At 68.8% G+C, this 13,212-nt stretch carries 8 protein-coding genes; all 8 read left to right on the forward strand.

What is annotated here, in order from left to right:
• The first annotated feature begins 1 nt into the window (after position 1).
• The 8 genes from tssH to tagF all read left to right on the forward strand — a co-directional run bounded on the left by tssH (position 2) and on the right by tagF (position 13,209).
• Positions 2 to 2,791, forward strand: a complete 2,790-nt coding sequence (gene tssH / locus ACZ5EF_RS04615; RefSeq protein ID WP_346063826.1) for a type VI secretion system ATPase TssH — start codon at positions 2 to 4, stop codon at positions 2,789 to 2,791.
• Between the two features lie 38 nt (positions 2,792 to 2,829).
• Positions 2,830 to 3,231 carry a hypothetical protein gene (locus ACZ5EF_RS04620; RefSeq protein ID WP_346063825.1) on the forward strand — a complete coding sequence of 134 codons (402 nt, stop codon included), beginning with the start codon at positions 2,830 to 2,832 and terminating at the stop codon, positions 3,229 to 3,231.
• A gap of 128 nt (positions 3,232 to 3,359) precedes the next feature.
• Positions 3,360 to 4,907, forward strand: coding sequence for a type VI secretion system-associated FHA domain protein TagH (tagH, locus tag ACZ5EF_RS04625; protein ID WP_346063824.1), 1,548 nt, complete (start codon positions 3,360 to 3,362; stop codon positions 4,905 to 4,907).
• A gap of 103 nt (positions 4,908 to 5,010) precedes the next feature.
• Positions 5,011 to 5,514 (forward strand): type VI secretion system lipoprotein TssJ, encoded by a 504-nt coding sequence (tssJ, locus tag ACZ5EF_RS04630; protein WP_346063823.1) that lies wholly within the window; start codon positions 5,011 to 5,013, stop codon positions 5,512 to 5,514.
• A gap of 25 nt (positions 5,515 to 5,539) precedes the next feature.
• Entirely contained in the window at positions 5,540 to 6,886 is a 1,347-nt protein-coding gene (gene tssK, locus ACZ5EF_RS04635) for a type VI secretion system baseplate subunit TssK (protein ID WP_346063822.1), read from the forward strand.
• A gap of 206 nt (positions 6,887 to 7,092) precedes the next feature.
• The gene (icmH, locus tag ACZ5EF_RS04640) at positions 7,093 to 8,226 is read left to right on the forward strand and encodes a type IVB secretion system protein IcmH/DotU (RefSeq protein WP_464122895.1); all 1,134 of its coding nucleotides are present in this window, start codon (positions 7,093 to 7,095) and stop codon (positions 8,224 to 8,226) included.
• Positions 8,223 to 11,720, forward strand: coding sequence for a type VI secretion system membrane subunit TssM (gene tssM / locus ACZ5EF_RS04645; RefSeq protein ID WP_346063820.1), 3,498 nt, complete (start codon positions 8,223 to 8,225; stop codon positions 11,718 to 11,720). The genes icmH and tssM overlap by 4 nt, the downstream gene beginning before the upstream one ends.
• Before the next feature lie 4 nt (positions 11,721 to 11,724).
• Positions 11,725 to 13,209, forward strand: a complete 1,485-nt coding sequence (tagF, locus tag ACZ5EF_RS04650; protein ID WP_346063819.1) for a type VI secretion system-associated protein TagF — start codon at positions 11,725 to 11,727, stop codon at positions 13,207 to 13,209.
• Positions 13,210 to 13,212 lie beyond the last annotated feature (3 nt).

Below are 13,212 nucleotides of genomic sequence, written 5' to 3' on the forward strand. Positions count from 1 at the left end.
CGTGGCAGATATCAGTCGTACCCAACTCTTCGGCAAGTTGAATTCGCTTGCCTACCAGGCCATCGAGAGCGCCACCACCTTCTGTCGCCTGCGCGGCAACCCCTATGTGGAGCTGGCGCACTGGTTCCACCAGTTGTTGCAGCAGAGCGACTCCGACCTGCTGCATATCGTTCGCTATTTCGAGCTCGACGCGGCGCGGCTGGCCCAGGACCTGACCCGGGCGCTCGATGCCCTGCCACGGGGGGCCAGCTCGATCACCGACCTGTCCTCCCATGTCGAGGAAGCCGTCGAGCGGGGCTGGGTCTGGGCGACCCTCAGGTTCGGCGAGCGTCAGGTGCGCAGTGGCCATCTGGTGGTCGGCCTGATGAAGACCGCCGGCCTGCGTAACGTGCTGCCCAATCTGTCCGGGGAGTTCCGCAAGGTATCGGCCGACCGGCTGGTGGATGAGTGGGACGGCATCGTCGGGGGCTCGCCGGAGGCCGAGATGGGAGCCACGGCCGGCGGCCCGAGAGAGGAAGCCGGGCCGGTGCCGCCGGCCGAGATGGGTAAGCAGGAGGCCTTGCGGCGCTTTACGGTGGACATGACCGAGCAGGCGCGTCAGGGCAAGATCGACCCGATCATCGGGCGCGATGAGGAGATCCGTCAGATGATCGATATCCTCATGCGGCGGCGGCAGAACAACCCCATGCTCACCGGCGAAGCCGGCGTCGGCAAGACCGCGGTGGTCGAGGGCTTCGCCGTGCGCCTGGCCAGCGGCGAGGTACCGCCGCCGCTCAAGGACGTCTCCCTGCGTTCCCTGGATGTCGGCCTGCTGCAGGCGGGGGCCAGCGTCAAGGGCGAGTTCGAGAATCGGCTGCGCCAGGTGATCGAGGAGGTACAGGCCTCGGAGAAGCCGATCATCCTGTTTATCGACGAGGCCCATACCCTGGTCGGGGCCGGCGGCGCGGCCGGCACCGGCGATGCCGCCAACCTGCTCAAGCCGGCCCTGGCGCGCGGGACCCTGCGCACCATCGGCGCCACCACCTGGGCCGAGTACAAGAAGCATATCGAGAAGGATCCGGCGCTGACCCGGCGTTTCCAGGCCGTGCAAGTACCGGAACCCAGCGAGGACAAGGCCGTGGCGATGATGCGCTCGCTGGCCTCGGTGCTGGAGCAGCATCACCGGGTCCTGGTGCGTGACGCGGCGCTGACCGCCGCCGTCCAGCTGTCGTATCGCTATATTCCGGCCCGCCAGCTGCCCGACAAGGCGGTCAGCCTGCTGGATACCGCCTGTGCCCGGGTGGCCATTTCCCAGCATGGGGTCCCGGCGGAGGTGGAGGACAGCCGGCGGCGTATCCAGGTGCTGGAAACGGAAGCGGAGATCATCGCCCGGGAGCAGGCGGTAGGCCTGCCGATCGAGGAGCGGGACCGGCAGGTGGCCGAGGCCCTGGACGACGAACGGCAGCACCTGCAGGCGCTGGAGGCCAACTGGCAGCGGGAAAAGGCGCTGGTGGACGAGATCCTCACGCTGCGCCAACAACTTCGGGAGCGGGCGGGCAGCGTCGATACGCTCCCGGCCGAGGAGGGCGCCGAGGCGGCTCCCTCCCCGACGGGGCAGGCGACCGCTGCCGGTGAGGCGCCGGAGGACGGCCCGCAGGCCCCCTCGACGGAGGAGGCCGAGGCGGCAGCCGGCGACGAGTCGGCGTTCGACCCGGCGGCGGCCCTGGCGCGACTGGAGGAACTGCAGGAGGAGCTCGACCGGCTGCAGGGCGATGCCCCGCTGATCCTGCCCAGCGTCGATGCCCAGGCCGTGGCGTCCGTGGTGGCCGACTGGACCGGCATTCCGGTCGGGCGGATGGTCAAGGACGAGGTGACGACCGTGCTGAACCTGTCGGATCGCCTGGCCGGGCGGATCAAGGGACAGGATCATGCCCTCGACATGATCGCCCGGCGGGTCCAGACCTCCCGGGCCAACCTGGACAATCCCGGCAAGCCGGTGGGGGTATTCATGCTGGCCGGCCCGTCCGGGGTCGGCAAGACGGAGACGGCGCTGACCCTCGCGGAACAGCTCTACGGCGGCGAGCAGAACCTGATCACCATCAACATGAGCGAGTTCCAGGAGGCGCATACGGTCTCCACCCTGAAGGGGGCGCCGCCGGGGTACGTGGGCTACGGCGAGGGGGGCGTGCTGACCGAAGCCGTGCGTCGCCGCCCCTATAGCGTGGTGCTGCTCGATGAGGTGGAGAAGGCGCACCCGGACGTGCACGAGATCTTCTTCCAGGTGTTCGACAAGGGCAGCATGGAGGATGGCGAGGGGCGCCTGATCGACTTCAAGAACACCCTGATCATCCTTACCACCAATGTCGGCACCGAGCTGATCATGCAGGCCTGCGACAGAGGTCGGCGACGCCCCGACGCGGAGGAGCTCAACAAGCAGCTGCGCGGGCCCCTGCTGCAGGTGTTCCCGCCGGCCCTGCTGGGACGCATCGTGACCATTCCCTATTATCCGCTGGGCGACGACATGCTGCGGGATATCATTCGCCTGCAGCTCGGCCGGGTCGGACGGCGGGTGCAGGAGAGCCATGGTGTGCCGTTCAGCTACGATGAGGCGGTGCCCGAGCTTATCCGCGAGCGCTGCATCGAGCTCGAGAGTGGGGGACGGATGATCGATGCCATCCTGACCAACTCCCTGCTGCCCGTGCTGAGTCGGGAGTTCCTGACGCGCCTGGTGGACCACCGTCCCGTGGAACGGGTGCATGTCAGCGTGGAGAATGCCGAGTTCGCCTATGCTTTCGATGACCGAGGGGGATAACCGAGGCCTTCGTTGCCAGAGCGTGGGCCGGGCCCCGCTTGACGCTGATTCACGAGTGGTTGACGCTGAGGGAAAGAGGCCTGCCTGCCGCGCCCTTCGCCGGCAGGCGGCCCCGTGAAGATGCCTTCAGGATGACACAAGGGGCGGTTGCCGAACCGATTATGGCTAGAGCGCGGATGATCGATGTGGATTATTACAGCTTCAGGCAACTGCTGAAGGAAGCGACGGATCGCGGAGGCCGTATCGAAACCCGCGATACCGAGCGCTGGAATGCCTATATCAAGGCACACAAGCTCAACGCCACCGCGGCGCGAGCCATTGCCGCCACCCGCTTCGACTCCCCCGAATCGGTGATCATCGATCTTGGCGGTCAGGGCGATGGCTTGTATGTCTTTTCGGATCTGGAAGAGGGCTGTCTGCGCCTGGTGTACCAAGGCTAGCAGTCTGTCGGGATCGCCCTGGCAAGGACGCCGGCAGGCCACTACGGTTTGAGTAGACCCGAGATCAGGGCGCAGCGTGGCTGCGTGACGGTTTCGGGGGCCCACTTCACCCGAGTTGGGGGAGGCTCATGGCACTGACGCTGACGGTGATCAACGAGGCTGCGTCGCGGTTGGGGGAGCAGGCCAGTCACCGCTGGTTCGACAAGGGCGGAACCCTGGGCAGGGCACCCAACAACGACTGGGTCTTGCCCGATCCGAAGACGGAAATCTCGCGCTGCCATGCGCGGATCCGCTACCAGGACGGTCGCTATTTCCTGGAGGACTCGAGTGCCAATGGCATCCTGCTGGCCGATGGCATGACCCGGCTGGATCCGGCAGAGCCTCTGCTGCTGCAGGATGGGCTGGAGTTCCTGATCGGCGATTGCCGCATCCGGGCCCGGCTCGACACGCAAGAAGAGGCGGTGCCGCGGCCGGCCTCGGAGCCGCCCTTGCCGGGCAACCCCGCCGACCACGAGGTGCCGGATCCCCTGGAACTGCTTGGCGGGGCCGTGGAGACGCCATCGACGGGGCCGAAAGCATCGCCATCCGACCGCTCCTACCTGAGCGAGCACTTCAGTGCCCCGCGTTTTACGGAAACGCCTCCGCGGGAGGCGCCGCCTGAGCCCCCGGGCGCCGAGCCTTCTCCTCCGCCATCCGCGAGTGAGCCGCCAACGAGTGAGGTGCCCCCCGAACCGTTGCTCCCGGATGACTGGTGGCGCGACCTGTCCGGCCCGCAAGCGACGTCTCCACCGCCACAGCCGCCTGCGTCACCCCCTCCGCCTCCACCGCCAAATCCCCAGGCGCCGCCAGCCGAGCCGGCGCGGGATGCCGCTGGGCCCGAGGCGCCGTCGCCTCGTGACGTGGAGTCAAGCGACATCCCGAGTGAGTCGCCGTGTCCCGTGGTGCCACCACCGCCGGCATCGCCGCCACCGGAGGCGCCGCCGCTGCCGGAAACAGGACGCGACCAGGCCAGTGCGCCGCCGCCGATGCCGGAACCCGGCAGTGATCCGGCCGAGGCGGCTGCACCGGCGGCCGGACGCTCGGATCCGGCGCTGCGGCAGCTGCTCGCGGGGGCCGGGCTGGACCCGGACCGGGTACCACCGGAGCAGGCCGAGGAACTCGGCCGCATCCTACGGGTGGCCATCCAGGGGGTGATGGACCTACTCAAGGCGCGGATGGAGGTCAAGAACGAGTTCCGCATGTCGGTCACGTTGATCCAGGCGCGGGAGAACAATCCACTGAAGTTTTCCACCAGCCCCGAGGATGCGCTGCACAACCTGATGATCAAGCACAACCCCGACTACTTGGCGGCGGTGGAGGCCTTCGAGGCCGGCTTCGAGGACCTGCGTTTCCACCAGCTGGCGATGTTGGCGGGCATGCGCAGCGGCTTCTTCGAGATGCTGCACCAGTTCGACCCGGCCCATCTGGAGGCCCGGTTCGCGGAGAACGACGAGCGCGGATCATTGCTCGGGCGCATGAGCGGGCCGAGATATTGGCGTCAGTACCAGGCGCACTATGCGGAGATACAGCGCGATAGCGAAGGCTATTTCAATCGGCTGTTCGGCGAGGCGTTCTGCGACGCCTACGAAAAACAGATCCAGGCCCTCAAGGCCCATTCCCAGCAAGGCAGGGGGTGACGGTTCTCGGCGGGTATCGAGGGTGAGGTCATCATGGGGGGACGATCGCATGGCAAGGTGGCTAGGCAGGAGATACAGGTCTTGTAAGGGAGCGCTGGTGGTCATGACGGCGCTGGTGCTGGTCGCCTGTGCGGGTCAGGAGGCGCCGCCCGAACCGCAACCGGTGACGGGGCGTATCCTGGTGATGCCGGGGCTGAACCCCAATGCCGAGGGGCGGCCGTCCCCGGTGACCGTTCGTCTCTATCAGCTGCGCGACCGGGAGGCCTTCCTGGACCCGTCGCTGCAGGAACTGGTCATGCAGGATACCGACACCCTCGGTGCCGCCTTGCTCTCCCGTGACTCCTTCGAGCTCTGTCCCTTGGAGATGGGGGCCACCGAGGCATCGGCCGGTGGTGTGCCCTGCCAGGGGGAGGAGCGGACCGTGACCCAGGTGTTTTCCCCCGAGGCGCGTTATCTGGCGGTGATGGCCGAGTTCTTCGATGTGCGGGATCCCTCCGCCCAATGGCGGGCCGTCGCGGCGCTTCCCCAGGGAGGCGTGGAGGAACGCAACGCGGTGACCTTCACCATCACGCTGGACGGGGTGCGGGTAGCCATCCAGATCGACTAGATGTTGGCCAAGGGAGAAGGCACTGATGTCACGCAACAGCCGTGTGCTGTGGAGCGAGGGGCTCTTCCTCGAACCGCAGCATCTGCAGCAGCAGGATCGCTTCGTCGAAGGCTATGTCGCCGGTCGCCTGGCCGTCCATGGCACCCATGCCTGGGGGTTTCAGGAGCTCGAGGTCGATACCGACCTGCTGGGCATCGGCAAGCTGGGGCTGCGCGTCGCACGCGGAGTCTTCCCCGATGGCACGCCGTTCGATATGCCCGGCGACGCCCCCTTGCCAGCGCCGCTGGAAGTGCCGGCCGAGGCACGCGATCAACTGGTGTACCTGACCCTGGCCCTGGAGCGGGAAGGCGCCGTGGACGTCCGCCGGGAAGGGGCTCCGCCCGGCCTCTACCGCTACCGGGCGGATGTCCTGGAGGTCCGCGATCGGGTGCTGGACAGTGCGGTATCCACCCCGGTGGAGGTGGGGCGGCTCGAGACCCGACTCGCCCTGGCCGGCGAGACGCTGGATGAGTATGCCTGCATTCCAGTGTGTCGGGTGAGTGAGGTGCGTCCCGAGGGGCAACTGGTGCTGGACGAGGCCTTCCTGCCGACGGTAGTGCGTTGCCGGGCCTCGGAGCGTCTGCAGGGCTACGTGAACGAGCTGTGCGGCCTGTTGCAGCAGCGCGCCGAGATGCTGGCGGGGCGTGTCACGGCGAGCGGCCAGGGGGGCGCCGGGGAGATCGCCGACTTTCTTATGCTGCAGATCGTCAATCGACATATTCCGGTCGCCCTGCACTTCGCCGCCTCGACCCATGTGCCGCCGGAGGCCTTCTATCGCTTTGCCATCGGCCTGGCCGGGGAACTGGCGACCCTGACCCGGGAAGACCGCCTGCCACCGGAGATGGAGCCCTACCGTCACGGCGACTTGCAGCCGTCCTTCGAGAGCGTGCTCGGGGTCCTGCGGGCCGAGTTCCGTACCGTGCGGGAGTCGCCGGCGGTGCAGATACCGCTGGAGAAGACCGGTGCCCACGGGGTCTGGGTGGCTCGGGCCCAGGATACCTCGCTGTTCCGCTCGGCCAGCTTCGTGCTGTCGGTGGGGGCCGCCGTGCCCAGCGAGGAGGTGAGGGCCTATTTCCCGGCCCACGCCAAGGTGGCGCCGGTGGAGCGCATCGCCGAACTGGTCAACAACAACCTCCCCGGTATCCGGCTGGTGCCCATGCCGACGGCCCCGCGACAGATTCCGCAACTGAGCTCCCGGGTGTACTTCGAGCTGGACAGCTCCCATCCCATGTGGGAGACGCTGACTGAGTCGGGAGGCATGGCCGTGCATGTCGCCGGGCAGTATCCCGACCTGAAGATGGACCTCTGGGCCATTCGTGGAGGTGGGGCATGAGCGACGAGCGGCCGCCGCCCGGTTCCGGCGATCGCACCATCATTCGGCCGAGTCCGGGCGGACGCACGGCATCTCCCCAGTCTTCTTCCCAAGGTCTGGGACGCGGGACGCCGAGCCCGCCGCCACCATCTGCCGGTGGGGCGGCCGGGGCCCCGGCACTGGCAGCGTTCGGTACCACCGCACTGAACCCCCTGGTGGAGGCGGCGATGCCGCTGCTGATGCTCTGCTGCGGCCTGCGCGGCACCCGGGATCACGCCGATGTCGCCACCCTGCATGCGGAAACCGTGCGTCAGGTGCAGGCCTTCGAGCAGGCCGCGGCCGAGCGGGGCGCCGCGCGGGAATCCATCCTGGCGGCGCGCTATGCCCTCTGCACCTTTATCGATGAAGTGGTCATGAATACCCCCTGGGGGGCCAACAGCCTGTGGCCCGGGCGAGCCCTGCTGCTGACCTTCCATCGTGACAGCGCCGGCGGCGAGAAGGTCTTCCAGATGATCGAGCGGGTGCTGGCCGATCGCCAGCCGCGGCGTGACCTGGTGGAGTTCTTCCATGTCTGCCTGGCCCTCGGCTTCCAGGGGCAATACCGGGTGACCCCGGGCGGGGAGGCCCGGCTCGCCGAGCTGCGAGAGCGTCTCTACGAGCGGATCCGGCAGTGGCGAGAGGCCCCGTCGGACGAGCTGTCGCCGGCCTGGCGGGGCGTCGAGGATCGGCGCAACCGCCTGGTGCGTACCCTGCCGGCCTGGGTGTGCGTCGCGCTGACCCTGGTAATCGGCAGCGCCGTCTACTTCACCCTGCACAACTGGCTGAACGGCGCCACGGCACCCGTGATGGCCCAGCTCAACGAGGTTCGCCAGGCCACCTTCGAGTCTCCGGTGGATCTGCCGGTGCCGGCGGTCGAGAGCCGCCTGACACTGGCCGATCTGCTGGAAGGGACGGCCCCCGGGCGTCTGCAGATCGAACGCGGCGAGGGCGGGCGCACCACCGTGATCCTGCGCGGCGAGGTATTCGCCTCGGCCAGCATCGAGGTGACCGACGACTTTCGTCCCTTGCTGCGCCGGATCGGCGATGCCATCCAGCAGGTGCCCGGCAGTGTGCTGGTGGAAGGGCACAGCGATAACGTGCCGATCCGCTCCGTCCGCTTCCGCGACAACTACGAGCTGTCCCAGGCCCGGGCGGAGAGCGCGGCGACCCTGCTGCGCGAATCGCTCAGCGACCCGGATCGTATCGATTTCGTCGGCATCGGCGCGGATCAACCGCGCTACCGTCCCCCGGACGAGCCGGCCAACCGGGCCCTGAACCGCCGCATCGAGATCCTGCATCGTCCGCCGGGAGGTGCCCAGTGAAGGCCCTGTTCTCGATAGTCCGGCAACGCGCCTTCCTGGGCCTGATCGGGGTGCTGCTGCTGGCGCTGCTGATCTGGTACATCGGGCCCTATATCGCCATCGGTGCCTTCGTGCCTTTCTATAGCCCCTGGGTGCGCCTGGGCGTCATTCTGGTGCTGTTCGCGGGCTGGGGCCTGCTGCAGTGGTTGCGTGCGCGGCGCGTCAAGCGGGCCAGCGAGCGGCTGGGCGACGCCATCGTCGCCACGGCCGGGTCGGAAGACCGCCGCAACGACGAGCTGGGTCGACGCTTCGAGGAGGCCATCGGCTTCCTGCGCGAGTCCGGCAAGGGCAAGGATCTCTATCGGTTGCCCTGGTACGTGATCATCGGCCCCCCCGGCTCGGGCAAGACCACGGCGCTGCGTCACTCCGGACTGACCTTCCCGCTCGATCAGAAGTACGGCCGGGACGCCCTTCGCGGCGTGGGCGGCACGCGCAACTGCGACTGGTGGTTCACCGACGAGGCGGTGCTGCTGGACACCGCCGGGCGGTACTTCAGCCAGGACTCCAGCGCCGGCTCCGATGCCACCGAGTGGCAGGCGTTTCTCGACCTGATGCGCAAATATCGCAAGCGCCGTCCCGTCAACGGCGTGCTGGTGGCGCTGAGTGCCACCGACCTGCTCGACCCTTCCCCGGAGGCCCGCGAGCGCCACGCCGAGATGGTGCGTCGCCGGCTCGACGAGCTGCAACGTCAGTTGGGCATCCAGGTCCCGGTGTACTTCATGGTCACCAAGTGCGACCTGATCGCCGGCTTCGTGGAGTTCTTCGATGACCTGGATCACGAGGGGCGGCTGCAGGTCTGGGGCATGACCCGGCCGGAGCCGGTGGCCGGTGGGCGGCCGAGCGAGTGGCTCGAGGGCGAGTATGCCCGGCTGCTGGAGCGCCTGGACGCCCGCCTGCTGGAGCGGCTGGTCGAAGAGCGGGAGCCCCAGCGGCGCGCCCGGCTGTTCGGCTTCCCCCGACAGATGGCCGGCCTGCGGGAGAGCCTGCTGCAGTTCGTCGCCGACACCTTCGAGGGGTCCGGCTACGACCGGCCGGTGATGCTGCGGGGCCTCTACTTCACCAGTGGCACCCAGGAAGGCACGCCCATCGATCGCATGATGGACAGCCTGACCCGGGTCTACGGGATGCAGGTGTCGGGGGCGTCTCCCGTCGAGGCCGCGCCGGGAGGGCAGGGGCGCAGCTATTTCATTCATCGCCTGCTCAAGGCGGTGATCTTCCCGGAGTCGGGGCTGGCCGGCGTCAACTGGCGCCTGGAGGTGGGCCGGGCCCTGGCCCAGAACGTCGCCTATCTGGTCCTGCTCGGCGTGCTCGGCATCGTGGTGGCGGGCTGGGTGACCAGCTATCAGTACAACCGCGGCTACCTGGCGGACGTGGGCGCCGCGCTGGAGGCCCATGCCGAAACGGCCACCCGGCCGGTCCCGGGGGAGGCCGGGCTGGCGGAGGTGCTGCCGCGCCTGGATGCCCTGCGCGACGTGGCGACGGAAGCCAATCGCCATCGCGGGAGGGTGCCCTTCCTGATGGGCCTGGGGCTCTATCGCGGGGAGGCCGTGGGGACCTCCGCCGACCAGGCCTATCTCCAGGGCGTGCGCGAATTGCTGGTGCCACGGGTGGTGAAGCTCATCGAGCGGCGGCTGTCGACGCCCAATGTGTCGCCCACCGACGTCTATGCCTACCTCAAGGGCTATCTGATGCTGGCGGATACCGAACGCCTGAATCGCGACGAGCTCGATGTCATCGTCCGCGAGACGCTGCTGCGCGAGTACCCGCAGCAGCGCGCCATCGCCCAGGCGTTGTTCGAGCACTTCAGCGCCTACACGGACAGTGCGCGCTCCTTCCCGGCGGTCGGTGTCGATGAGGAACTGGTGGCCCGCGGCCGCGCCTCGCTGCGTCAGGCCTCCGTGCCGGCCTTGATGCTGCGTCGGCTGGAGACCCGCTACGACCAGCGCCACGAGGAGGCCCTGCGGCTCGATGTAGAGGCCGGGCTCGGCAGCGACCTGGCATTCCGCCGGCGCAGCGACACGCCGCTGTCGGAGCCCGTTCCGGCGCTCTACACCCATGCCGGCTTCGAGCAGATCACCGGCCAGGAGGGGGGCGACCTGGTGAGTCGCTTCCTCGAGGAGCGCTGGGTGTTCGGGGAGGCGACGCTCCCCGGCGGTCGGGCGGCCCATCTGACCCTGGCCGAGGACTTCGTCCGCTATTACGAAGAGGCCTATATCGACCACTGGGATGCCCTGCTGGACGACCTGGACCTGGTGCCCTTGCTGCAGGTGGACCAGGCGATCGACCTGCTGGCGGTCATCACCGGCCCGACCTCGCCGCTGCGCCGCCTGATGGAGACGATCGCCGCCCAGACCCGTTTCCCGGCACCGGAGGCCGAGGGCGAGGACGAGGCGCAGGGCGGGCGACTCGACGCCTTCCTGGGCTTCGTCGATCCGGGACGCGAGGAAGAGCCGCAGGAAGCGGCCGTGCATCCGGGCGCGCGCATCGATGCCCACTTCCAGGAGTTCCACCGCTTCGTGCTGGGAGAAAACGGCGAACCACCGATGGAATCGCTGATCGCCCGCCTGACCCAGCTCTATCAGGAGCTCAGTGCCCTGGGCGGCGGGTTGGGCAACCAGGACGCCATGCAGCTGCTGGGCGGGGCCGGGGGCGAGACACTGCGTCGCCTGAGCAGTGAGGCGGCCCGCGCGCCGGCACCGTTCAACGAGTGGGTGGATGAACTGGCCGGTTCGGGGCAGGAAGTCGCCATGCGCAACCTGCGCGGCCAACTCAATCGGCGCTATCGCGATGCCGTGCTGCCCATCTGCCAGGAACTGGCGCAGGGTCGCTACCCCTTCGCCCCCGGCAGTGCCGAGGATATTCCCCCCGGCGACTTCGCCCGGTTGTTCGCCCCCGGCGGGGTGATGGACGCCTTCTTCCAGGAGAACCTCGCCAGTCTGGTGGATGCGCCCGGGGGGCGCTTCCAGTGGCGTAGCGACGAGGCCGCCCGCGTGGGCATTCCGTCCTCGGTACTGGCCCAGTTCCAGCGTGCCCAGATGATCCGTGAGATGTTCTTCGTCGGGGGCGCGGGGCCGCGGGTGGCCTTCTCGATGACACCGCGCTATCTGGATGCCCGGGCGCGGCAGTTCCAGTTCGCCACGGGCGAGCAGATATTGAGCTACCGACATGGGCCGCCCCTGGCCCGGCGCTTCGTCTGGCCGGGCGACGGTGGCCAGGACACGGCGGTGATGTTCGAGGACCGTGGCGGACAGCGGCCCAATGTCGCCTATTCCGGTAGCTGGTCCTGGTTGCGTGCCTTCGATGCCGCCCAGCCGGCGGCGCAATCGGATACGGCCTACCTGGTCAGTTTCAACGTGAGCGGCTATTCCGCCCGGGTGCTGGTGCAGTTCGAATCCTCGCGCAATCCGTTGCGCAACAATGACTGGCGGCGCTTCCGTTGCGCCGCGGGATTGTAAGGTCATGGCTCGGGGCATTGCCTTGGGGTTCCACGGCAAGCTGCCGTGCCGGGGGGATTTCGTTCGTCGGCGGGTGGCCGGCGACTTCCTGGCGGTCTGGGACGCCTGGCTGTCCCGCTGCCTGCACGACTCCCAGCGGCGCCTCGGCGAGGGCTGGCTGGACGCCTACCTGACCAGCCCGCTATGGCGCTTTGCCCTGTCCGCCGGGGTCTGCGGCGAGAAACCCGCGACCGGGGTACTGATGCCCAGCGTCGACTCGGTGGGGCGCTATTACCCGCTGACCCTGGTCGGGACCCTGCCCGCGGAGAGCTCGCTGTTCGGCCTGGCGGTGCAGGAAGGGGCCTGGTTCGAGGAACTCGAGGCGCTGGCCATGAGCGCGCTGGAAGACGACCCGGCGGTCGATCTCGAGCGCTTCGACCAGGCGGTGAGCGCCCATGGCGAGCGGCTGCAGCCCTGGGCCGCCGAGGCCGCCAGCCGCCTGCTGGCCCCGCTGAAGGGCCCCACCTGCTTCGCCCTCGAGTCGCTGGAGCAACTGGTGCCCGCCCTGCTGGCGATGCAGCAGGCGCTGCTGGGTCGCCAGCAGGGCTTCAGCCTGTGGTGGACCGAGGGGTCCCGTCGGATTCCGCCCTGCCTGCTGCTGCAGGCCGCCTTGCCGGGGCCGGAACGCTTCGCCGCCATGCTCGATGGCGAGTGGCAGAGTCATGGCTGGGAGAGTCGTGTGGTGCGTTGGCAGGCCCCCCGGGCGACGCTGCAGGACGCGCCCTCCCTGCACCTGCCGCGCTTGAGTTCGGCGAGCGTCAGCCATGTCGGCAAGGTGCGCAAGGTGAACGAGGACGCCTGCCTGGACCGCGCGGATCTGCGCCTGTGGGCCGTGGCGGATGGGGTCGGCGGGCACGAGGCCGGCGATGAGGCCAGCCGCAGCGTGATCGATGGGCTCCAGCAGGCCGCCCACGGCGGCGAGCTGCAGGAGCGGGTCAACGCCCTGCGCGATGTGCTGGCGGTGGCCAACCGGCACCTCTGGCATGCGGCGCATCGGCCGGAGCGGCCGGTGACCAGTGCCAGTACGGTGGTGGCGCTGCTGACGGGGGTCGAGGAGTGTTGCTGGCTATGGGCCGGTGACAGTCGCCTCTATCGCCTGCGCGATGGTCAACTGACCCAGTGCACCCGGGATCATAGCGTGATCCAGGAGCTGATGGAGCGTGGCGAGCTGACGGCCGCCGAGGCCAGCACCCACCCGCAGGCCAATGTCATCACCCGGGCCGTCGGGGCCGCGGCGGAGCTGGACCTGGAGAGTCGCTTTGCCGACCTGCGGCCGGGCGACCGCTTCCTGCTCTGCTCGGATGGCGTGCATGGCTTCGTGGCGCCGGACGTCATCCAGGCGGCCCTGCAAGACGAGTCGCCCCGGGAGGCGGTCGACACCCTGCTGAGGGCGGTGCTGGCGGGTGAGGCCAGGGACAACTGTACGGCGGTGGCCGTCTTCGTGGACTGAGCT

It is taken from the genome of Bisbaumannia salifodinae (genome assembly GCF_055388505.1).